At 63.5% G+C, this 21,306-nt stretch carries 21 protein-coding genes; 11 read left to right on the forward strand and 10 right to left on the reverse strand.

The genetic code is table 11. From position 1 onward, the window contains the following. Nucleotides 1-334 precede the first annotated feature (334 nt). The 11 genes from BLW71_RS07355 (at nt 335) to BLW71_RS07410 (ending at nt 13,123) form a co-directional block, all read left to right on the forward strand. The gene (locus BLW71_RS07355; RefSeq protein WP_091794550.1) at nt 335-2,074 is read left to right on the forward strand and encodes an ArnT family glycosyltransferase; all 1,740 of its coding nucleotides are present in this window, start codon (nt 335-337) and stop codon (nt 2,072-2,074) included. Between the two features lie 25 nt (nt 2,075-2,099). Beyond that, nucleotides 2,100-2,471 (forward strand): SMR family transporter, encoded by a 372-nt coding sequence (locus BLW71_RS07360; protein ID WP_091794552.1) that lies wholly within the window; start codon nt 2,100-2,102, stop codon nt 2,469-2,471. 243 nt (nt 2,472-2,714) lie between these two features. After that, entirely contained in the window at nt 2,715-3,866 is a 1,152-nt protein-coding gene (locus BLW71_RS07365; RefSeq protein ID WP_091794554.1) for a DegT/DnrJ/EryC1/StrS family aminotransferase, read from the forward strand. 6 nt (nt 3,867-3,872) lie between these two features. Then, entirely contained in the window at nt 3,873-4,916 is a 1,044-nt protein-coding gene (locus tag BLW71_RS07370) for a glycosyltransferase (RefSeq protein WP_091794556.1), read from the forward strand. Next, on the forward strand, nt 4,913-5,848 hold the full coding sequence (locus BLW71_RS07375; RefSeq protein WP_091794558.1) for a formyltransferase: 936 nt from the start codon (nt 4,913-4,915) through the stop codon (nt 5,846-5,848). Before BLW71_RS07370 ends, BLW71_RS07375 begins: the two co-directional genes overlap by 4 nt. Next, the gene (locus BLW71_RS07380) at nt 5,845-6,891 is read left to right on the forward strand and encodes a bifunctional UDP-4-keto-pentose/UDP-xylose synthase (RefSeq protein ID WP_091794560.1); all 1,047 of its coding nucleotides are present in this window, start codon (nt 5,845-5,847) and stop codon (nt 6,889-6,891) included. Before BLW71_RS07375 ends, BLW71_RS07380 begins: the two co-directional genes overlap by 4 nt. Nucleotides 6,892-6,901: 10 nt before the next feature. After that, on the forward strand, nt 6,902-7,795 hold the full coding sequence (locus tag BLW71_RS07385) for a polysaccharide deacetylase family protein (RefSeq protein WP_091794562.1): 894 nt from the start codon (nt 6,902-6,904) through the stop codon (nt 7,793-7,795). 140 nt (nt 7,796-7,935) lie between these two features. After that, entirely contained in the window at nt 7,936-8,397 is a 462-nt protein-coding gene (locus BLW71_RS07390) for a peroxiredoxin (protein WP_073426815.1), read from the forward strand. 356 nt (nt 8,398-8,753) lie between these two features. Then, nucleotides 8,754-10,610 carry a PhoH family protein gene (locus BLW71_RS07400; RefSeq protein WP_091794564.1) on the forward strand — a complete coding sequence of 619 codons (1,857 nt, stop codon included), beginning with the start codon at nt 8,754-8,756 and terminating at the stop codon, nt 10,608-10,610. 205 nt (nt 10,611-10,815) lie between these two features. Further along, nucleotides 10,816-12,081: a C40 family peptidase gene (locus BLW71_RS07405; RefSeq protein ID WP_091794566.1), complete on the forward strand. Its 1,266-nt coding sequence runs from the start codon at nt 10,816-10,818 to the stop codon at nt 12,079-12,081. Nucleotides 12,082-12,316: 235 nt separating this feature from the next. After that, nucleotides 12,317-13,123, forward strand: a complete 807-nt coding sequence (locus tag BLW71_RS07410) for an SDR family NAD(P)-dependent oxidoreductase (RefSeq protein ID WP_091800557.1) — start codon at nt 12,317-12,319, stop codon at nt 13,121-13,123. A 71-nt stretch (nt 13,124-13,194) separates the two neighbouring features. Here BLW71_RS07410 and BLW71_RS07415 read toward each other — a convergent pair whose 3' ends face one another. The 10 genes from BLW71_RS07415 to BLW71_RS07460 all read right to left on the reverse strand — a co-directional run bounded on the left by BLW71_RS07415 (nt 13,195) and on the right by BLW71_RS07460 (nt 21,077). Then, nucleotides 13,195-14,205: an inorganic phosphate transporter gene (locus BLW71_RS07415; protein ID WP_091794568.1), complete on the reverse strand. Its 1,011-nt coding sequence runs from the start codon at nt 14,203-14,205 to the stop codon at nt 13,195-13,197. After that, nucleotides 14,205-14,831, reverse strand: a complete 627-nt coding sequence (locus BLW71_RS07420) for a DUF47 domain-containing protein (RefSeq protein WP_091794570.1) — start codon at nt 14,829-14,831, stop codon at nt 14,205-14,207. The genes BLW71_RS07415 and BLW71_RS07420 overlap by 1 nt, the downstream gene beginning before the upstream one ends. Nucleotides 14,832-14,958: 127 nt before the next feature. Continuing rightward, nucleotides 14,959-16,344, reverse strand: coding sequence for a replicative DNA helicase (locus BLW71_RS07425; RefSeq protein ID WP_012432804.1), 1,386 nt, complete (start codon nt 16,342-16,344; stop codon nt 14,959-14,961). A gap of 134 nt (nt 16,345-16,478) precedes the next feature. Then, entirely contained in the window at nt 16,479-16,931 is a 453-nt protein-coding gene (gene rplI, locus BLW71_RS07430) for a 50S ribosomal protein L9 (RefSeq protein ID WP_091794572.1), read from the reverse strand. A 27-nt stretch (nt 16,932-16,958) separates the two neighbouring features. Further along, nucleotides 16,959-17,234: a 30S ribosomal protein S18 gene (rpsR, locus tag BLW71_RS07435; protein WP_007182109.1), complete on the reverse strand. Its 276-nt coding sequence runs from the start codon at nt 17,232-17,234 to the stop codon at nt 16,959-16,961. 2 nt (nt 17,235-17,236) lie between these two features. Beyond that, nucleotides 17,237-17,536 (reverse strand): primosomal replication protein N, encoded by a 300-nt coding sequence (priB, locus tag BLW71_RS07440; RefSeq protein ID WP_007182110.1) that lies wholly within the window; start codon nt 17,534-17,536, stop codon nt 17,237-17,239. Between the two features lie 50 nt (nt 17,537-17,586). Then, a complete protein-coding gene (gene rpsF, locus BLW71_RS07445) occupies nt 17,587-17,961 on the reverse strand; it encodes a 30S ribosomal protein S6 (RefSeq protein ID WP_006048823.1) in 375 nt (124 codons plus the stop codon). 305 nt (nt 17,962-18,266) lie between these two features. After that, the gene (locus tag BLW71_RS07450; protein ID WP_091794575.1) at nt 18,267-19,226 is read right to left on the reverse strand and encodes an anti-sigma factor family protein; all 960 of its coding nucleotides are present in this window, start codon (nt 19,224-19,226) and stop codon (nt 18,267-18,269) included. After that, nucleotides 19,216-19,956 (reverse strand): RNA polymerase sigma factor, encoded by a 741-nt coding sequence (locus tag BLW71_RS07455; protein WP_091794577.1) that lies wholly within the window; start codon nt 19,954-19,956, stop codon nt 19,216-19,218. The genes BLW71_RS07450 and BLW71_RS07455 overlap by 11 nt, the downstream gene beginning before the upstream one ends. Nucleotides 19,957-20,162: 206 nt before the next feature. Continuing rightward, nucleotides 20,163-21,077 (reverse strand): LysR family transcriptional regulator, encoded by a 915-nt coding sequence (locus BLW71_RS07460; RefSeq protein WP_091794579.1) that lies wholly within the window; start codon nt 21,075-21,077, stop codon nt 20,163-20,165. Nucleotides 21,078-21,306: the final 229 nt, after the last annotated feature.

Genomic DNA, 21,306 nt, shown 5'->3' on the forward strand with positions numbered 1-21,306 from the left:
CTCGCGGCGTCGGCGCTGACTGCACGCCCTGGCCGCGTCAGGGGCGATAACGTACACTGCGCGCCATCGAACGAAGGCAGCACCGACAGCCTGAGCGCGACCGCGCGTCGCGTCAGCGCCCCGTCGACGGAAGCTGAAGAAGCCACCGCTGTCGAAGTTTGCTGCGGTTGGAAGCAACTCGAACGCCGCGTCGGGAGTCTGATGCACGCGCCCGGAAGACGGGCGCCCGCAGAGCGCGGGTCGCTTCGCTGATGGCCGCGCCGCATGGCCGGTCGCCATTTCCGAACAACATCGCTTCGCCGCCTGTGCGGCGTCGCCATAAAGGTTGAAATCCATGAACGATACGCCGACGAGGCTACCGCTCAACCGCACCACGGTTCTGCTGCTGGTGCTGGCCCTCGCCGTGATCTGGTTCGTGCCGCTCGGCTGGCGCCACCTGCTGCCGAGCGACGAAGGCCGCTACGCCGAGATGGCGCGCGAGATGTTCGTCACCGGCGACTGGATCACGCCGCGCTACAACGGCTACAAGTATTTCGAAAAGCCGCCGCTGCAGACCTGGGCGAACGCGCTCACGTTCGCGTGGTTCGGCATCGGCGAATGGCAGGCGCGGCTCTATACCGCACTGACGGGCTTTGCCGGCGTGCTGCTGGTGGGCTTCACCGGCCAGCGCGTGTTCAACACGGCAACCGGCGTGTTCGCCGCGATCGTGCTGGCGACCTCGCCGTACTGGAACCTGATGGGCCACTTCAACACGCTCGACATGGGCCTGTCGTTCTGGATGGAATTGACGCTGTGCGCGCTGCTGCTCGCGCAGCGCCCCAACCTCCCGAGCGGCTGCGTGCGCGGCTGGATGTGGGTGTGCTGGGGCTCGATGGCGCTGGCGGTGCTGTCCAAGGGACTCGTCGGCGTGATCCTGCCGGGCGCCGTGCTGGTGCTCTATACGCTGATCGCGCGCGACTGGGCGGTGTGGAAGCGTCTGCATCTGATCGGCGGGCTGATCGTCTTTTTCGCGATCGTCACGCCGTGGTTCGTGCTGGTGCAGCAGCGCAACCCGGAATTCCTGAACTTCTTCTTCATCGTTCAGCAGTTCAAGCGCTATCTGACGCCTGAGCAGAACCGTCCGGGACCGTTCTACTACTTCGTGCCGGTGCTGCTGGTGGGTTTCCTGCCGTGGCTTTCGGTGACGCTGCAAAGCGTGCGCCACGCATGGCGCCTGCCGCGCCAGCCGAACGGCTTCGCGCCGGTCACGCTGATGCTGACGTGGACCGTCTTCATCTTCCTGTTCTTCAGCGCGTCGCATTCGAAGCTGCTCTCCTACACGCTGCCCATCGCGCCGCCGATCGCGCTTCTGATCGGCATGTATCTGCCGCTCGTCACGCGCGACCAGTTGCGCCGTCATCTGGCCGGCTATGCGCTCTTTCTCGTCGTGGCCGCGTTTGCCGCAATGTTCCTGCCGCGCTTTGGCAGCGCCCGCAATCCGGCCGAACTGTATGCCGAGTACCGCACGTGGGTGCTGGCGGCGCTCGGCGTCGCCTTTGCGCTGACGCTCGCGGCGCTGTGGCTGAACCGCCGCGGCCGGGCCGGCAGCCTCGGCGCGATCGCCACCTTCGGCGCGGCGTGGCTGCTGCTCGGCACGATTGCCGGCACGGGTCACGACGTGTTCGGCCGCCTGAGCTCCGGCGCGCCGCTCGCGCCGGCCATCAAGGCCGAGATCTCGAAGCTGCCGGCCGACACGCCGTTCTACTCGGTGGGCGTACTCGACCACACGCTGCCGTTCTACGTCGACCACACGATGATCATGGTCGAGCATGCGGACGAACTGGCGTTCGGCGTGTCCGTCGAACCGCAGAAATGGATTCCGTCGGTCGACGCCTGGGTCGAACGCTGGAAGGCCGACCGCTACGCGCTCGCGCTGATTCCGCCGCCGACCTACGACCGGCTTCTCAAGGAAGGCCTGCCGATGCGGGTGATCGCCCGCGACTCGCGCCGCGTGGTGGTGGAAAAGCCGCTCGCGTCCGACGCGCCGGCAGCTGACGCACCCGCATCCGTGCCAGTGGAAAAAGCACAACAATGACCCCATATCAGGATCTGCCCGTTCGATGAACCCGATTTCCCTCTTTTGCATTCTTGCCGGCGTCACGTTGAACGCCGGTGCGCAGTTGCTGCTCAAAGCCGGTACGAATGCCGTTGGACACTTCGAATTCACCCGTGCGAACATCCTGCCCATTGCCTTTCGCATCGCAACCCAGCCGCCGATCATCGGCGGGCTGGCCTGTTATGTGATCAGCGTGGCCGTGTGGATCGTCGGGCTGTCGCGGGTGGACGTATCGATCGCCTATCCGATGCTCTCGCTCGGCTACGTCGTCAATGCGTTCGCGGCGTGGTATCTGTTCGGCGAAGTGCTGTCGGTACAGAAGCTGATTGGCATCGGCATCATCCTGATCGGCGTGCTGGTGTTGGCTCGCAGCTAGTCACCACGGCCCGCCGCGGCGTGCCGGTCACAATCTATTGTTGTTTATTGCCGGGCCGCCTGTGCGTATGAAGGCGGCAAAGATACCGTAAGCGGTCGTTCCGGCCGGCTAAGCAATATGTAAGGTTGATCCTGGTATGCTGCCCGGTTGCACCCTTTTTAGCCGCGACCCAGGTTGCGCACACTATGTGGTTTAGTTCGCGCCCTTCGGGGTTGCGCCCCCTTTCAATCGAGCGAAGCATTCATGAGCCAGTCAACACTCCCGTTTCTGCCCTTTGTCAAACCCGAGATCGATGAGGAAACGATTCAGGGCGTCGCCGAGGTGCTGCGCTCCGGCTGGATCACCACCGGCCCGCAAAACCAGAAATTCGAAGCGGCGCTCTCCGAATTCTGCGGCGGCCGGCCGGTGCGCACGTTCAATTCCGGCACGGCGACGCTGGAAATCGGCCTGCGCATCGCCGGCGTGGGCGAAGGCGACGAGGTCATCACGACGCCGGCCTCGTGGGTCTCCACCAGCAACGTGATCTATGAAGTCGGCGCGACGCCGGTGTTTGCCGACATCGACCCGGTCACCCGCAACATCGACCTCGATCTGCTCGAAAAAGCCATCACGCCGCGCACCAAGGCGCTGATTCCGGTGTACCTGTCGGGCCTGCCGGTCGACATGGACCGTCTCTATGCAATCGCCCGCGCCCACAAGCTGCGCGTGATCGAAGACGCCGCGCAGGCGTTCGGCTCGACCTGGAACGGTGAGCGCATCGGCAAGCTGGGCGACATGGTCTCGTTCAGCTTCCATGCGAACAAGAACCTGACCTCGATCGAAGGCGGCGCGCTCGTGCTGAACAACGAGGAAGAAGCCATCCTTGCTCAGAAATACCGCTTGCAAGGCATCACGCGCACCGGCTTCGACGGCATGGACTGCGACGTGCTGGGCGGCAAGTACAACCTGACGGACGTCGCCGCGCGCGTCGGCCTCGGCCAGTTGCCGCATCTGGAGCGTTTCCTTGCGCAGCGCAAGAAGCTCGTGCGCGCGTATTTCGCGGGTCTGGAGGGCGGCGCGGCGAAGAAACTCGGGCTCGGCCTGCCGTTTGCTGACTTTGAAAACAGCAACTGGCACATGTTCCAGGTCACGCTGCCGCTCGAGAAGCTCTCGATCGACCGTGCCGGTTTCATGGGGCAACTGAAAGAGCGTGGCATCGGTTCGGGAGTGCACTACCCGGCCATCCACCTGTTCTCGCTGTACCGCGCGCATGGCTTCAAGGAAGGCATGTTCCCGCATGCGGAGCGCTTCGGCGCGACCAACGTCACACTGCCGCTGTTCACGCTGATGAACGAAGGCGACGTGGAGCGCGTGTGCCGCGCGGTCAATGAAATTTGCGAACAATACGGAAAATAAGCGGAAATGATTTATTCGGAACATCGCGCCGTCGCACCGGAAGTGTCGATCATCATCCCGGTGTACAACGAGGAAGCCGGCCTGGCTGCGCTGTTCGCGCGCCTCTATCCTGCGCTCGACGCGCTCGGCACCGGTTATGAAGTGATCTTCATCAACGACGGCAGCCGCGACAAATCCGCCGCCCTGCTTGCCGAGCAGTTCCGCGCGCGTCCCGACACGACCCGCGTGATTCTGCTGAACGGCAACTACGGCCAGCACATGGCGATTCTGGCCGGCTTCGAGCAATCGCGCGGCGAGATCGTCATCACGCTCGACGCCGACCTGCAGAATCCGCCGGAAGAGATCGCCAAGCTGGTCAACAAGATGCGCGAAGGCTACGACTACGTCGGCACGATTCGCCTGCAACGTCAGGACAGCCTGTGGCGCCGCAAGGCCTCGCGCGCGATGAACCGGCTGCGCGAGCGCATCACCCGCATCAAGATGACCGACCAGGGCTGCATGCTGCGCGCCTACAGCCGGCACATCATCGACACGATCAATCGCTGCGGCGAAATCAACACCTTCATTCCGGCGCTTGCGTACACCTTCGCGCAGAATCCGGTCGAAATCGAGGTCGCGCACGAAGAGCGTTTCGCCGGCGAATCGAAGTACTCGCTGTATTCGCTGATCCGCCTGAACTTCGACCTCGTGACCGGCTTCTCGGTCGTACCGCTGCAGTGGCTGTCGTTCATCGGCGTGATCCTGTCGCTCGGGTCCGCGGCGCTGTTCGTGCTGCTGCTGATTCGCCGCTTCATCATCGGTGCGGAAGTGCAAGGTGTGTTCACGCTGTTCGCCGTGATCTTCTTCCTGCTCGGCGTGATCATCTTCGCGCTCGGCCTGCTCGGCGAATATATCGGCCGCATCTACCAGCAGGTGCGCGCACGCCCACGCTATCTCGTGCAGACCATTCTCGAACAGCGCGACGGCACGACCGTGGCCGAAGCGCCGCGCCAGGCGGTCGTGCAGGCCGTGCAGGCCGCGCCGCTCGTCGATCAGGGCCCCAATCCATGAAGCCACGCGCCGTCGTATTCGCGTATCACAACGTCGGCGTGCGCTGCCTGCAGGTGCTGCTCGCGCGCGGCGTGGAGGTGGCGCTCGTCGTCACGCACGAAGACAGCCCGACCGAAAACATCTGGTTCGGCAGCGTCGCCTCGGTCGCGGCCGAGCACGGCATTCCGGTGATCACCCCGCACGATCCGAAGAGTCCCGAGCTGCGCGCCGCGGTGAGCGCCGCGCGCCCGGACTTCATCTTCTCGTTCTACTACCGCCACATGTTGCCGGTCGACGTGTTGGCGCTCGCCGCACGGGGCGCTTACAACATGCACGGCTCGCTGCTGCCCAAGTACCGCGGCCGCGTGCCGACCAACTGGGCGGTGATTCACGGCGAAACCGAAACCGGCGCGACGCTGCACGAAATGGCCGCCAAACCGGACGCGGGCGCGATCATCGCCCAAACGCCGGTGCCGATCCTGCCCGACGACACCGCGAGCCAGGTGTTCGACAAGGTCACGGTGGCCGCCGAGCAAACGCTGTGGCGCGTGCTGCCGTCCCTGCTGGCGGGTGAAGCGCCGCATCTGCCGAACGATCTCGCGCAGGGCAGCTACTATGGCGGGCGCAAGCCGGAAGACGGCCGCATCGACTGGACGCAATCGGCGCAGCAGGTCTACAACCTGATTCGCGCGGTCGCGCCACCCTATCCCGGCGCCTTCACGGACATCGGCGAGCAACGTTTCGTCGTGACGCGCGCGCGCCTCGCCGCGCCCGGCGCGCTTCGCTCGGATTTGCCGCCGGGCCTGCACGTAAGCGATAATGGCATTTTCGCGATATGCGGCGACGGCCGCGCGATCGCCATCCACGAATTGCGGCGCCAGCACGACGGCAGCGAGACTGTCGTCACTCCGGCCGAATTTGCCCAGCTCATCCAAACTCCCCGTTACTCATGAAAAAAGTCCTGATCCTGGGTGTGAATGGCTTCATCGGCCATCACCTGTCCAAACGCATTCTCGAAACGACCGATTGGGAAGTCTTCGGCATGGACATGCAGACCGAGCGTCTGGGCGACCTGGTCAATCATGAACGGATGCACTTCTTCGAAGGCGACATCACGATCAACAAGGAGTGGGTCGAATATCACGTCAAGAAGTGCGATGTGATCCTCCCGCTGGTCGCGATCGCCACGCCCGCCACGTACGTCAAGCAGCCGCTGCGCGTGTTCGAACTCGACTTCGAAGCGAACCTGCCGATCGTGCGTTCGGCGGTCAAGTACGGCAAGCACCTCGTGTTTCCGTCGACCTCCGAGGTCTACGGCATGTGCACGGACGAGCAGTTCGATCCGGAAGAATCGCAACTGTCGTACGGCCCGATCAACAAGCCGCGCTGGATCTACGCGTGCTCCAAGCAGTTGATGGATCGCGTGATCTGGGGTTACGGCATGGAAGGCCTGAATTTCACGCTGTTCCGTCCGTTCAACTGGATCGGCCCGGGCCTCGATTCGATCTACACGCCGAAGGAAGGCAGCTCGCGCGTGGTCACGCAGTTCCTCGGCCATATCGTGCGCGGCGAGAACATCAGTCTCGTCGATGGCGGCGCGCAAAAGCGTGCGTTCACGGATATCGACGACGGCATTGGCGCGCTGATGAAGATCATCGAAAACAAGGACGGCGTGGCGACGGGCAAGATCTACAACATCGGCAACCCGACCAACAATTTCTCGGTGCGTGAACTCGCGCACAAGATGCTGACGCTCGCCGCCGAATTCCCGGAATACGCGGAAACGGCCAAGCAGGTGCAGCTGGTCGAAACGTCGTCGGGCGCTTACTACGGCACCGGCTACCAGGACGTGCAGAACCGCGTGCCGAAGATCGACAACACCATGCAGGAACTCGGCTGGGCGCCGAAGTCGACCTTCGACGAAGCGCTGCGCAAGATTTTCGAAGCGTATCGCGGCCACGTCGGCGAAGCGCGCGCGCTCGTCGAACAGCAATAAGGGCTGATCCTTGGCTCGTATCGTCCTGAAGATCGACGTCGACACGCTGCGCGGCACCCGCGAAGGCGTGCCGAATCTCGCACGTATCTTCGACCGCTTCAAGGCGCGCGCCACCTTCCTCTTCAGCCTCGGGCCCGACCACACCGGTTGGGCGATGCGCCGCGTGTTGCGACCGGGCTTTCTGCAGAAAGTGTCGCGCACCTCGGTGGTCGAACACTACGGCATCAAGCAGTTGATGTACGGCGTGCTGCTGCCCGGTCCGGACATCGGCGCCAAGGCCTCGGCGGAAATGCGCGCGATTCACGAAGCCGGCTTCGAATGCGGCATTCATACGTGGGATCACGTCTACTGGCAGGACAACGTGCGCTCGAAAGACCGCGCGTGGACCAGGGCGCAGATGCAGCAGAGTCACGACCGTTTCGTCGAGGTGTTCGGCGCGCCGCCGGTCACGCACGGCGCGGCGGGCTGGCAGATGAACGGCCACGCGTTCGAGCAGATCGACGCGTGGGGCATGCACTACGCGTCCGACGGACGCGGCCACTCGCCGTATCTGCCGGTGGTCGACGGCCGCACGCTCACGCATGTGCAAATGCCGACCACGCTGCCCACGCTCGACGAAGTGCTCGGCGTGAACGGTGTCGAGCCGCACAACGTCGCCGCATGGATGTTGAAGCACACGGAAAACAATCCGCACGATCAGGTGTACACGCTGCACGCCGAACTCGAAGGACAGAAGCTCGCACCGATTTTCGAACAGCTTCTGGAAGGCTGGCGCGCGCAGGGCCACACCTTCGCGACGATGGGCGATTATTACGCCACGCTAGACCGCAGCACGCTGCCATCGTACCCTGTTACGTGGGGCGAAATTCCAGGGCGCTCCGGCGAACTGATTGTCCAGCCCTGACTGGTCAACCGGCAGCCGGCCCTGACGACCCGACCGCCGCGCGAGAACATGCCGCGCGCCGGCCGCCCCTCCCCCAAAAGTCTCGATGCCAGGCCGCCGCCGCAATCATCCGGCGCCGGCCATAACAACCGGAGAAGCACGTGCCCATCGCAGTCGACCAACCCATCCCCGACTTCACCGCCCCCGCTACCGGTGGCGAGATCACGCTGTCCAAGCTGCGGGGCAAGAAGGTGGTGCTGTATTTTTACCCGAAGGACAACACGCCGGGCTGCACGACCGAAGGTCTGCAGTTCCGCGATCTCTATCCGAAGTTCAAGAAGGCCGGCGCGGAAATCCTCGGCGTGTCGCGCGACAGCCTGCGCTCGCATGACAACTTCAAGGCAAAGCTGGAACTGCCCTTCCCGTTGATCTCGGATCCCGAGGAAACGCTGTGCGCGCTCTTCAATGTCATCAAAATGAAGAAAATGTATGGCAAAGAAGTACGGGGAATCGAACGCTCCACGTTCCTCATCGACGCTGAAGGCGTGCTGCGCCAGGAGTGGCGCGGCGTGAAAGTGCCCGGGCATGTCGACGATATTCTGGAGGCTGTACAAGCGCTTTGAGGCGCGTTATATTGGGTTGCAATGAGTGCCTGTACACCCCAACTTTTTCGCCGCTGTGCCAGACTTGACGGCTGGTTCCCGTTTTTTCCGGGTCCCGTCGGAGTCGCGAGGTGCAACGCGAGCACTGTAGGCGAGCCGCTTGCCCCGTACGCCGGGGCGGCGGCTTTTTTAATTGCGCGAGAGCCGTCGTTCACTCGGCCACGCGCTTCCGTTAAGGAGCCGATCGAAGACCAGGCGAACCGGCATCTCTAGACCGAATGCGCGCCTCCGGGCGCAAACTGCGTGCGCATCCACTGGCACCGGCAGAATGCGACAGGCGGCGCACGATATGTGACCCGAATAATTCGAGGGAAACCATGCCTTTGCCTACCCCCCCCAGCAAGCTCGGCAATCTCCTGCCGCCTGACGAATACAAGGCCAAAGCCGCCAGCCCGGCGCGCTCCGCCGCGAAGAAACAGACGGCCGTTGGGGAATCCGCAGAGTCGGCCGACTACGGCCGCGCGAACGTCGCCACGCCAATGGCGCACGCCGCCAACGCCGCGACCACTTTGCGGCCTGTGCCGACATCGTCGGCGGCCCCGGCTGCGTCCGCCTCCGCGGAACAGGCCGCGCCCACTCGCGGCCGCAAATCGAAGCAAACGGCCGCCCTGTTGCAACCGGTTCCAGCTGCCCGTCCGCAAGCCGAGCCGGCTGCGCCCGCGCAGCCGGTCGTCGCACGCGCGCCGAGCGCGAAGCAGGCTGAGGCGAGCACACCCGCAGCCGCTGCGCGGAGCACTCGCGGCACCGGCCGCAAACGCGGCGCGGCCGCCGAGCCGGTTGAAGTCCAGAAGCTCTTCGTGCTCGACACGAATGTGCTGATGCACGATCCGAGCTGCCTGTTCCGTTTCGAGGAACACGACGTCTATCTGCCAATGATGACGTTGGAAGAACTCGACAACCACAAGAAGGGCATGTCGGAAGTCGCGCGCAACGCCCGCCAGGTGAGCCGCACGCTCGACGCACTGGTGGCGAACGCCGGCAACATGTCCGACGGCATCTCGCTGGCGCGTCTGGGCAGCCGCGAGGCTTCCGGGCGTCTGTACTTCCAGACCAAGCTCGCCGCCATCGAACCGGTGGAGGGTCTGCCGGAAGGCAAGGCCGATAACCAGATTCTCGGCGTGGTGCGCGCGTTGCAGCGCGACCGGATGGATCGCCAGGTCGTGCTGGTGTCGAAAGACATCAACATGCGCATCAAGGCGCATGCGCTCGGCCTGCCCGCCGAAGACTACTTCAATGACCAGGTGCTCGAAGACAGCGATCTGCTGTACTCCGGCATCCGCGCGCTGCCGCAGGATTTCTGGACCAAGCACGCGAAGGGCATGGAAAGCTGGCAGGACACCAAGACCGGCACCACGTACTACCGCGTGACCGGTCCCCTGTGCGCCTCGATGCTGGTCAACGAGTTCGTCTATCTGGAACCGCAAAACGGCGAGCCGGCGTTTCACGCGCTGGTGCGCGAGCTGAACGGCAAGACGGCGCTGCTGCAAACCTTGCGCGACTACGGCCACCACAAAAACAACGTGTGGGGCATCACGGCGCGCAATCGCGAGCAGAACTTCGCGCTGAACCTGCTGATGAATCCGGAAATCGACTTTGTCACGCTGCTGGGTCAGGCCGGTACCGGCAAGACGCTGGTCGCACTCGCCGCCGGTCTCGCGCAAGTGCTGGACGACAAGCGCTATAACGAGATCATCGTGACGCGCGCAACGGTGCCGGTCGGCGAAGACATCGGCTTCCTGCCGGGTACGGAAGAGGAAAAAATGCAGCCGTGGATGGGTGCATTCGACGACAACCTCGAAGTCCTGCAGAAAACCGACGACGCAGCCGGCGAATGGGGCCGCGCCGCGACTCAGGAACTGATCCGCTCGCGCCTGAAGGTCAAGAGCATGAACTTCATGCGTGGCCGCACGTTCGTGGACAAGTATCTGATCATCGACGAGGCGCAAAACCTGACGCCGAAACAGATGAAAACGCTGGTCACGCGCGCGGGTCCGGGCACGAAGATCATCTGTCTTGGCAACATCGCGCAGATCGATACGCCTTACCTCACGGAAGGCAGTTCGGGGCTCACGTACGTGGTCGATCGTTTCAAGGGCTGGGCGCACAGCGGGCATGTGACGCTGGCGCGCGGCGAGCGTTCGCGCCTTGCCGACTACGCGTCGGAAATTCTCTAAGTTTCAATTAGTTAGCTTCAAACCGAAGCCGCTTCTGGAACACTCCGGAAGCGGCTTTTTTCTTTGCCATACGTTCCTGACGGGCAACACTTAGCGCACGAACTTCATGTAATTTATGAAGAATTCTTGCCGGAGCGAGGTTCCAAGGGCTACCATCCCGAAATCGTCCGCCATTAAACGAGCGTTTACCGCTCTCCTCGTCTTCATGCGCCGACTCGCCCTATCGCTGCTGACCGTTCTGCTGCTCGCCGCCTGTGCCGGCGCGCCGCAGAAAACGTCGTCGCGTGGATCGGGCAGCCAGGTCGTGGTGGCGAACGGCGCATATCATGCTCCGCCGCCCGGCTTTCCGAACTTCGTCGATCACAGCATCGGCCGTGAAGAAATCTCGATTCAGGCGATGAGCCTCGTCGGCATTCCGTACCGGTGGGGCGGCAATACGCCGGATAGCGGCTTCGATTGCAGCGGTCTGGTTCGCTATGTGGTCTCGCGTGCGGCTTCCGTGAATCTGCCGCGCACGACGGCGGATATGAGCGGGCGCGGGGAATCGATAGAACCGGACGAGATCGCGCCCGGCGATCTGATTTTCTTCAACACGACAGGACGCGCGCATTCGCACGTTGGCATTTATGTCGGCAAGCTGCGCTTCGTCAACGCGCCGTCTACCGGTGGTACGGTGCGGCTCGACTATTTGACCAATCCTTACTGGGCCAAGCGCTTCGACGGCATTCGCCGAGTGGCCTCGCCAGCTGCGACACCCGCACCGTTCCATACGCCGAGCTATCAAGCTGCCGCGCCACAGCCTGAGCGCGTCGCGCCGGTGGCGCAGTCAGCGCCGGCCTATGCGACCGCGACCGCGACCGCGACCGTCGCACCGGCGCCGGCGAAGGCAGCGGCGCAGCCGCCGGTCTATGCCGCAGGCGCACTGCAACCCCAATCTCAGTCGCAGTCGCAGTCACAGTCGCAGTCACAGTCGCAGTCGCAGTCGCAGTCGCAGTCGCAGCAGATCGTCCGCGTTACGGCGGTGCCTCGCGCGCCGTTGAGCGTGGAGGCTCAACCGGTCAGCACCACGGCACAAGCCGATCCGTTCGAGCCGCCACCACCTGGCATGAGCGCGGCTCAGATGCAGGCTCGCGCGGCGGGCGCCGTGTCCCCGACGCCGATTCCGGCCGCTCAACAAGCCAATGCATATAACGCCAGCGGCACCGCACCGGTCCAACAACAGCTGACCGCTTCGCGGACGGCTCCGCAAACGGCAACCGCCCGCGCGCCCGATCCTATCGACGCCGCCGCCGACGCGTTCGAGCCGCCGCCGCCCGCTTCCGTCGCCGCGCGGCAGGCCCGGCAGGCGCAGCAAGCCGATGAAAACGGCAGCGTGCAGATCATGCGGGCTTCGACGGCCTCGCGCGGCATGCCCGCTCCGACGCAAACCAACGACGACCCGATCGCCCGCTTCGCCAACGGCAACTTCTGACGCCACGGCGCGGACCGTGCCGTGAGCGAGCTTCGCGCTCGGCATGCGAACGAATTCGGATATCGTAGCCGCCTTAGCGTGCACACCTCGTCGTATAGCGTGGCCATCGACGCACGCGCTGCACAGCCGCCGCCCAGCGACTCGCAATCACACGCCGCGCCACCGTCCTGCGCATCACAACCATCCCGCCAATCTGCTATCGTCGTCGGTATTCTTTCGACAGCGGGTGATGACGATGGATCTCGGACTCAAAGACAAGGTGGTGTTGATTACAGGCGGCAGCAAGGGAATCGGCCTTGCCTGCGCCCGTGCGTTTGCGATCGAGGGCGCGAAAGTCGCGATCGTATCGCGCGACCCCGCCAACCTCGCGCGCGCTTACGAACAGTTGAAACAGGAAGGCCTGCACGTACACCGGACTCGCGCCGATCTGCACGAACCGCACAGCGCCGCCGATATCGTCGAGGAAGTGAGCACCGCCGTCGGCCCGATCGACGTGCTGATCAACAGTGCCGGCGCCGCACGCCGCTACGACCCGGAGACGCTCGATGCCGACGCGTTCCGCGCCACCATGGAAGCGAAATACTTCCCCTACATCTATCCCCAGCAGGAAGTGCTGCGCCGCATGGCCGAACGGGTAAAAGCCGGCACGGGCGGCGAGCCCGGCACGATCGTCAATATCATCGGCATGGGCGGCAAGGTCGCGAGCGATATCCATATTGCCGGCGGAGCCGCAAATGCCGCGCTGATGCTTGCCACCGTCGGCCTCGCCCACTATTACGCGCGCTACGGCATCCGCATCAACGCGATCAATCCGGGAGCAACGCTGACCGAACGTGTCGAGGAAGCGGTCAAACTGGAAGCCACGCAGCAAGGCATCGGCAACGCGGAAGCGCTCGCGCGCGGCCAGGCCAAAGTGCCGCTCGGACGCTTTGCCAAACCGGAGGAAATCGCCGACGTCGCGCTCTTTCTGGCGAGCCGCCGTGCAAGCTATGTGACGGGCGCAATCGTCCCGATGGATGGAGGCAGCGCGCCGCTCATCTAGGCGGCACGCTTCTTTTCGAACCCTGACAACGTGAACGCGCGGCAGGCGGCGTCGCCGCCCGCGTTGCGCCTTTACAGGAAACGGTGGCCGAGCCACCAGGCAGCCGCGGCGAGCGCCGCGGAGGCCGGAATCGTCAGAATCCACGCCCAGACGATGTTGCCGGCCACGCCCCACCGCACCGCGCTGAGCTTTTGGGTTGCGCCGACACCGACGATCGCGCCGGTAATGGTATGCGTGGTGGACACGGGAATGCCGAGCCACGAGGCGGTAAACAGCGTGATCGCCCCGCCCGACTCCGCGCAAAAACCGCCGACCGGCTTGAGCTTGGTGATCTTCTGGCCCATCGTGCGGACGATCCGCCAGCCGCCGAACAGTGTGCCGACGCCCATGGAGAGATAACAGCCGCCGATCACCCACAGCGGCGGCGCGTCCGCCATTGACGACGCATAGCCCGTCGCGATCAGCAGCATCCAGATGATGCCGATGGTTTTCTGCGCGTCATTACCGCCGTGGCCGAGGCTATACAAACCCGCGGACACCAGTTGCAGACGCCGGAAACGCCGGTCGACCTTGCTCGGCGGCGTGCGGAAGTAAATCCACGACACCGCCAGCATGAAGAACGAGCCGAGCACGAAGCCGAGCAGCGGCGAAATGAAGATGAACGCCACCGTCTTCATCAGGCCGTCGAAATTGAGCGAACCCCACCCCGACTTGGCGAGCGCCGCGCCCACGAGGCCGCCGATCAATGCATGCGACGAGCTCGATGGAATGCCGTAGTGCCAGGTGATGATGTTCCAGCCGATCGCGCCGACCAGCGCACCGAAAATCACGTAATGGTCGACGATGTTCGGATCGATCGTGCCCTTGCCGACAGTCGCGGCAACTTTCAGATGGAACACGAAATACGCGATGACATTGAACGCCGCCGCAAAGGCGACAGCCTGTTGCGGCTTCAGCACGCCTGTCGAGACGACCGTGGCGATCGAATTCGCCGCGTCGTGAAAGCCGTTCATGAAGTCGAAAATCAGCGCGACGGCGACCAGGCCGGTGACGACCCAGATTGCGAGTTGTATCGATTGCATTATGCGTTTTCCAGCACGATGCCTTCGATGATGTTCGCTACATCTTCACACTTGTCCGTGATCGTTTCGAGCAATTCATAGATCGCTTTCAGCTTGATCAGGGTCTTGACGTTGTCTTCTTCGCGGAACAGTTTCGACATGGCTGCGCGCAGCACCCGGTCGGCTTCCGATTCCAGACGGTCGATTTCCTCGCAGGCCTTCAGAATCTGGCTTGCCTGCTTCATGTCGGACAGCAGGCTGACGGCGAATTGCACGCGCTCGGAGGTTGCCGTGCAGATATGCGCGAGCTGGCTCGCCTCGGAAGTCACGGCCTGCACGTCGTACAGCGAGATAGCGGTGGCGACGTCCTCCATCAGGTCGAGGATGTCGTCCATCGTGGTGATCAGCTTGTGGATCTCGTCACGGTCGAGCGGCGTGATGAACGTCTTGTGCAGCAGGTCGATGGTTTCGTGCGTGAGCTTGTCAGCGGCCTTCTCGGCTTTCTGCACGTTTTGCTTGTGGGTTTCGGCGTCCTGCAGGTTGTCGATCAGCAGCTCGAGTTCACGGCTTGCGGAGACGATGCACGTTGCGTGCGCATTGAAAATTTCAAAGAACTTGCCCTCGGTGGGCATGAATCGACCGAACATTGGGATCCCGAAAATTGGTCACATAATGGCTGACATAAAACCGCCACATTGTACCGTTGTGGGACCCGCGCCGCACTTCCGGAAGCGCCGTTACAACGGCGTCTCAGTTATCGCTTCCCTTCTCCGCTCAATCGCTGTAGAAATTCTGCGCGCCGGCAAAGTTGTCGAACTTCGTGAATTGACCGTGGAACGTGAGCCGAACAGGACCGATCGGACCGTTACGCTGCTTGCCGATGATGATCTCGGCCGTGCCTTTGTCCGGACTGTCCGGATTGTAGACTTCGTCGCGGTAAATGAACAGGATCACGTCGGCATCCTGTTCGATAGCGCCTGATTCCCGCAAGTCAGACATGATCGGCCGTTTGTTCGGACGCTGCTCGAGACCGCGGTTGAGCTGCGACAACGCGATCACCGGCACGTCGAGTTCCTTGGCGAGACTTTTCAGCGAACGCGAGATTTCCGAGATTTCGGTCGCGCGGTTTTCGCCTGACGACGACCCGCTCATCAGCTGCAGGTAGTCGATGATGATCAGCCCGAGCTTGCCGCACTGGCGCGACAGCCGCCGCGCTCGCGAGCGCAGTTCCATCGGGTTCAGGCCGCCGGTTTCGTCGATGAAAATCTGCGCTTCACTCATTTTCTGCACGGCATGCGTGAGCTTCGGCCAATCCTCGTCGGTCAGGCGCCCGGTCCGCATGCGGTGTTGATCCAGCCGCCCGACCGAGCCGAGCATACGCATGGTGAGTTGCGAACCCGGCATTTCCATCGAGAACACCGCGACCGGCAAGCCGTACTCTACCGCCACGTATTCGCCGATGTTCATGGAAAACGCCGTCTTACCCATCGACGGACGGCCGGCGACGATGATCAGCTCGCCGCCGTGCATACCGGAAGTCATGCGGTCCAGATCGACAAAGCCGGTCGGCGTGCCAGTCACGTCGCTCGGATTCGCGGTGTGGTACAGCGTGTCGATGCGCTCGACGACTTCGGTCAGCAGCGGCCCGATTTCGAGGAAACCCTGCGTACCGCGCGCGCCGTCTTCGGCGATCGAAAACACTTTCGATTCGGCTTCGTCCAGCAGCTGCCGGACTTCTTTGCCCTGCGGGTTGAAGGCGTCTGCCGAAATTTCGTCGGCGACCGACACCAGCCTGCGCAACACCGCGCGATCGCGCACGATTTCCGCGTAGCGCCGGATATTGGCCGCGCTCGGCGTGTTCTGCGCGAGCGCGTTCAGATACGCCAGACCGCCGACCTCTTCCGCCTTGCCCGAAGTGCCGAGCGCCTCGTACACGGTGATCACGTCGGCCGGACGCGTGGCCGCGATCAGCTTGCCGATGTGCTCGAAGATGATGCGGTGGTCGTAGCGGTAAAAATCGCTCTGCGACAGAAAATCCGCGATACGGTCCCACGCGGCGTTATCGAGCAGCAGGCCGCCCAGCACCGATTGCTCGGCCTCGATCGAATGCGGCGGGACTTTTAGCGACTCGAGTTGGGGATCTTTGGACGGTGCGTTCATGGAGAGGAATTATCGGGTAATCGAGCCGCTGCGGCGAGCAGGAAAAACAAAAAAGACGGGCACAAAAAAAACAGGGGCCGGTTACCCGGCCCCTGCCTTTCGCCAGCGACATCCTGGCAAATACAACTTGCTGCTTAGACGTGTTCGCCGATCACAGCCACCGTCACATCGACGAGAACGTCGGTGTGCAGCGAGATCTGAACCGGGTGCTCGCCAACCAGCTTCAGCGGGCCTTCCGGCAGACGCACTTGCGCCTTTTCCACTGCGAAACCTTGCTTGACCAGGGCTTCAGCGATGTCCGCGTTCGTCACCGAACCGAACAGACGGCCGTCGACGCCAGCCTTCTGATTGATCTGCACCGTCGAGCCACCCAGCTTTTCGCCTTGGGCGGTAGCAGCAGCCAGCTTTTCAGCGGCGATCTTTTCGAGTTCTGCGCGGCGCACTTCGAATTCAGCCAGGGCTTCCTTCGTTGCACGGCGAGCTTGCTTGTTCGGGATCAGGAAGTTACGTGCGTAACCGTCCTTGACCTTCACGATATCGCCCAGGTTGCCCAGATTGACGACTTTTTCCAGAAGAATAATTTGCATTCGGAGACTCCTTATCGCGTCGTCGGGTTAGGCCTTGTGCTGGTCGGTGTACGGCACCAGCGCGAGGAAACGTGCGCGCTTGATTGCCGTGTCCAGCTGGCGTTGATAGTGCGACTTCGTACCCGTGAGACGCGCCGGCGTGATCTTGCCGTTTTCGCCGATGAAGTCCTTCAGCGTTTCGAGGTCTTTGTAGTCGATGTGATCGACGCCAGCGGCCGTGAAACGGCAGAACTTCTTGCGCTTGAAGAGCGGATTTTGTTGCTGACGACGCTTGTCGAATTTCTTACCAGTCGGGCGGGGCATGTTCAGTCCTTTCCAATGTCCTGCAATGCTGTGATGTGAAATACCAGAGTTCTTGCGTTGCGGTGCTTTTTTGCCAGAAAGCCTGTGAAGAGCGTTTCCACGCCCATCTGACAGCTTTCGAGCTTACCGCTCGCCTCGCCTGCGGCTACCGCCTGCATGGTCAGTTCGACTTGCCGGGCAATGCCGGCTTCGACGACTTCCGTGCGGTGGTGCAACGTGCAGCCTGCAATCGGAACGCCGGCGGGGGTGTACCGCACCGGTTCGCGTTCGACGACGCTGGCCGTGAGTTGCAGCCGATTCATGTAACCTTGGTCGAGAGCGACGCTTGATCTGATAGCTTAAATAGTGTGTCTTAAGCCTGCGCTTCGGACGGTTGCGTAGCAGCCGACTTCTTGGCTTCTTCGCGCTGCACTTCCTTCATCATCGGCGACGGGCCGGTTTCGGCCTTCTTCATCTTGACGATCAGGTGACGCAGAACAGCGTCGTTGAACTTGAATGCGTGTTCCAGCTCGTCGAGCGTGGTCTGGTCGCATTCGATGTTCATGCAGACGTAGTGAGCCTTCGCGAGTTTCTCGATCATGTAGGCCAGTTGGCGACGGCCCCAGTCTTCGATACGGTGGATCTGGCCACCGTGCGAGGTGATCGTGCTCTTGTAACGCTCGATCATGGCGGGCACTTGCTCGCTCTGATCGGGATGCACGATAAAGACGATTTCATAATGACGCATACACACTCCTTGTGGATTAAAGCCACCCGGGCGTCGGAACCGGTGTGGCAAGTGAGAAGCCAATGAGTGTAACCCGATTAGGGCCGGGTTGCAAGATATCCCGTTGTTGCGGCGCGTGAATCGGGAGTGTTTTCAAGGGTTTAGGCTGTGACACCACAAAGCCGGACCCGACATTTCGTGCCGGGAAGCCTGAAACCGCCGGCCAGCCCTTGCACGTGACTCGATGGGCCGCCAGCGCGCGCCGCCCGGCGGTCCCCGATCGCGCGCCGATGCCGAAACAGGCGGCCAAAGCCGCCGTCCGCCTTCTACGAGCCGGTTTCCGTACGCTCGCTGCCGCTTTGCAGCCGCGCCTTCAGCGCCACTTCCAGTCCCTTGAGCGCGTCGGGCGCCGCGTCGGAGATCGCCCACCAGGTCATGCCTTCCGCGTCCCAGTGCGCGATCGAGTAGCCTTCGCGACCGAGCGTGGCCGGTGCCGCGCCATCCGCGTCCCGGCCCGCGCCGGCCTGCGGAAAGACATAGACGTCGATCACATGCTTCTGGTAACGGTACACCAGCACAGCCACCCGCTGATGCGCGAGGTAGTCCAGACGCCCGCCTTCCAGCGCGAAGCCGCTTGCCGCCAGGTCCTCGACCGGCGGCGAATAATCGAGCCGACCGTTGAACCACGGCTTGACCGTATGGCGATCCGTCGAAATCACGTCGATGTCGCGACCGGACACCTGCGCCCGCACGTGGCTTTCCACCAGTTCGTTGGCAAACGGCCCGATGTCCGCGGGCCGGCGCAGGTTCAACGCCACGCCCGCGGCCACCGCGCACAATGCGAGGACCAGCGCCGCCAGCCAGCCGCGCGCGAAGACGCCGCCTGCGCCGACTGAGCCAACCGGAGCTCCGCCACCCGCCCCCGCCGGCCAGCCGAACCCGCCTTGCGGGGCGCGCCAGCCGTCCAGCCAACGTTCAAGCCAGCCGCGCCGCGCAGGTTCGCGCGGCGGCGTCGTGGCGCTCGGCACACTTACAGCGGGCGGCTCGGTGGCCCCAGCCGGCTCGTCGACGCTCGGCAACCCCGCCACGATCCGCTCGCGCAGCGACTGCGGCGCACGATGGTAAGGCGCCGCGCGCAGCGCGCCGCTCAAGGCCCGCAGGTTTTCGCTTTCGCGCCGGCAAGCTGCGCAGCTCTCGATATGCTGCTGAATGCGCCGGGCATCCGGCGCGGGCAATTCGTGATCGGCGTTCGCGTCGAGGAGCGGCCGCGCTTCGTTACAGTCCATCTGGCGTCTCCTGAGCGTTGTTGCCGGCGGCGGTGCCGCCCGGCGTGTTGAGTGGCCGGCCATTGGCGGACGCCCGCAGTGGGGTCACGCTCGCCGAGGCGGATTTGCTTGCGCCGGGCGCCGCCGCGCACATCGATGGCCGGTGCGGCGCCGCCGCGCCCCCCTGCTTCTCCGTCAGCAGCGCGGCGAGCTTGCGGCGACCCCGCGCGAGCCGGGACATCACCGTGCCGATCGGCACGTCCGCCACCAGCGCGATCTCCCGATAGCCCATCTCCTCCAGCTCCCGCAGCATCAGCACTTCCCGATATTCGACCGGCAACTGCGCGAGCGCCTCGTGCACGAGTTTCGAATCCTCGTCGCGGATCAACAGCGCCTGAGGGTCCGTGCCGCCCACCGTCCAGCCGTCGAAGGTCGCGTCGTCCATCGTGTCGTCGAACTCCACCGTTTCGTGCGACGACGCCCGCCGCCGCCATTCCGTGTACCAGGTTCGGCGCACGATCGCCAGCAGCCACGGCCGCGCCGAGTCGCCGCGAAAGGTGTCGAAAAAGCGGAACGCGCGCATGAAGGCTTCCTGCACGACATCGTCGGCATCGTTGGCGTTGCCGCACAACCAGCGCGCAAGGTTGTACGCGGCGTCGAGGTGCGGCAGCGCCATCTGCTGAAAGCGCCGGCTCCTTGCTGCGTCGGTCTCGCCGTGCGCGCGGGCAGGATCTGAATCGGTCTGGACCACCTCGGCCCTCCAGGGCATTGCGGGCTGTGCGATGTTGCTCGTCGTGACACTCTGTACAGCACATAACCGGGCATCTCCCGAGTTTATTCCCCACGCCGCGTGCAATTCGCAAAAAATCCGGCGGTTCTGCCCGGGTGTCGGACCACAGGACCGCCGCCGTGCCGGGCCGCCGGCTGGCTCTGCTGAGTCTGCTGAGTCTGCCGCGTCTAATAAGCCGGCCGGTTCCAGTAATCCGCGCTGGCGTACACGTCTTTCAGATAATCGATGAAATACCGCACCTTGGCCGGCACATACCGCTGTTGCGGATAGACCGCGAGAATGTCGTAGTCGGGCAGCGCGAATTCGTCGAGCACGGTTTCCAGTTCGCCACGCGCCAGTTGTTGCTGGATTTCCCACGTGGAGCGCCAGCCGAGCCCAAGCCCTTCCGACACCCAGCGGTGCAGCAACTCCCCGTCGTTGCAGTCGAGCGTGCCGCCCACGCGCACCGTCGCCAGCTTGCCGTTACGGCGGAAATACCAGCCGCGGTTCTGTCCGCCTTGCAGATTGAACGCGAGACAGTTGTGCTGCGGCAGGTCTTCGAGCGTTTTCGGCCTGCCGTGCCGGCGGAAATAGTCTGGCGTGCCGCACACTACGCGCCGGTTCGACGCCAGCTTGACCGCGACGAAATTCGGATCGACCGCGCCGCCAATGCGGATCGACAGGTCATAGCCCTCGCGCACCAGATCCACCACCCGGTCGGTCAGATTGAACGACACCTGCAATTCCGGCTTGTCGGCGAGAAACGCCGGGGCGAGCGGCGCGACGTGCTTGCGTCCGAACGCAGCCGGCGCTGACACGATCAGATGGCCGTTGATCGCGCGCCGCCCGGCGCTCAGTTCGTTTTCCGCCTGATCCCACTCGGTGAGAAGCCCGCGGCAGCGCTCCAGAAACGCGGCGCCGTCTTCGCTCACCACCAGCCGGCGCGTCGAGCGGTACATCAGCTTCACGCCCAGGCGCTTTTCCAGCGCGTCGATACGACGGCCGAGAATCACCGGCGACACGCCCTCCTCCAGCGCCGCCGCCGCAAGGCTGCCGGCATCCGCGACGCGCACGAAGGTTTCGATCTGTTTGAACCGGTCCATCGTTGTCTCCTATGTCGATCGGAGTTAGCGCTTCAGCGCTTACTCCGATCCCATGCACCGCGGTCGATCGGAGTTAGCGCTTCAGCGCTTACTCCGGTCCCACGCACCGCGGTCGATCCGAGTTAGCGCTTCAGCGCTTACTCCGATCCCATGCACCGCGGTCGATCGGAGTTAGCGCTTCAGCGCTTACTCCGGTCCCACGCACCGCGGTCGATCCGAGTTGGCGCTT

This window comes from Burkholderia sp. WP9 (assembly GCF_900104795.1).
Taxonomy (GTDB): Bacteria; Pseudomonadota; Gammaproteobacteria; order Burkholderiales; family Burkholderiaceae; genus Paraburkholderia.

Bases quoted from the DNA above. Each gene is read 5' to 3' on its own strand.
- BLW71_RS07415 (WP_091794568.1), bottom strand. From the start codon at position 14,205: ATGCAATCGATACAACTCGCAATCTGGGTCGTCACCGGCCTGGTCGCC.
- BLW71_RS07380 (WP_091794560.1), top strand. From the start codon at position 5,845: ATGAAAAAAGTCCTGATCCTGGGTGTGAATGGCTTCATCGGCCATCAC.
- BLW71_RS07450 (WP_091794575.1), bottom strand. From the start codon at position 19,226: ATGGACTGTAACGAAGCGCGGCCGCTCCTCGACGCGAACGCCGATCAC.
- BLW71_RS07360 (WP_091794552.1), top strand. From the start codon at position 2,100: ATGAACCCGATTTCCCTCTTTTGCATTCTTGCCGGCGTCACGTTGAAC.
- BLW71_RS07365 (WP_091794554.1), top strand. From the start codon at position 2,715: ATGAGCCAGTCAACACTCCCGTTTCTGCCCTTTGTCAAACCCGAGATC.
- BLW71_RS07425 (WP_012432804.1), bottom strand. From the start codon at position 16,344: ATGAACGCACCGTCCAAAGATCCCCAACTCGAGTCGCTAAAAGTCCCG.
- BLW71_RS07370 (WP_091794556.1), top strand. From the start codon at position 3,873: ATGATTTATTCGGAACATCGCGCCGTCGCACCGGAAGTGTCGATCATC.
- BLW71_RS07420 (WP_091794570.1), bottom strand. From the start codon at position 14,831: ATGTTCGGTCGATTCATGCCCACCGAGGGCAAGTTCTTTGAAATTTTC.
- BLW71_RS07355 (WP_091794550.1), top strand. From the start codon at position 335: ATGAACGATACGCCGACGAGGCTACCGCTCAACCGCACCACGGTTCTG.
- BLW71_RS07400 (WP_091794564.1), top strand. From the start codon at position 8,754: ATGCCTTTGCCTACCCCCCCCAGCAAGCTCGGCAATCTCCTGCCGCCT.
- priB (WP_007182110.1), bottom strand. From the start codon at position 17,536: ATGAATCGGCTGCAACTCACGGCCAGCGTCGTCGAACGCGAACCGGTG.
- rplI (WP_091794572.1), bottom strand. From the start codon at position 16,931: ATGCAAATTATTCTTCTGGAAAAAGTCGTCAATCTGGGCAACCTGGGC.
- rpsF (WP_006048823.1), bottom strand. From the start codon at position 17,961: ATGCGTCATTATGAAATCGTCTTTATCGTGCATCCCGATCAGAGCGAG.
- BLW71_RS07410 (WP_091800557.1), top strand. From the start codon at position 12,317: ATGGATCTCGGACTCAAAGACAAGGTGGTGTTGATTACAGGCGGCAGC.
- BLW71_RS07375 (WP_091794558.1), top strand. From the start codon at position 4,913: ATGAAGCCACGCGCCGTCGTATTCGCGTATCACAACGTCGGCGTGCGC.
- rpsR (WP_007182109.1), bottom strand. From the start codon at position 17,234: ATGCCCCGCCCGACTGGTAAGAAATTCGACAAGCGTCGTCAGCAACAA.
- BLW71_RS07405 (WP_091794566.1), top strand. From the start codon at position 10,816: ATGCGCCGACTCGCCCTATCGCTGCTGACCGTTCTGCTGCTCGCCGCC.
- BLW71_RS07460 (WP_091794579.1), bottom strand. From the start codon at position 21,077: ATGGACCGGTTCAAACAGATCGAAACCTTCGTGCGCGTCGCGGATGCC.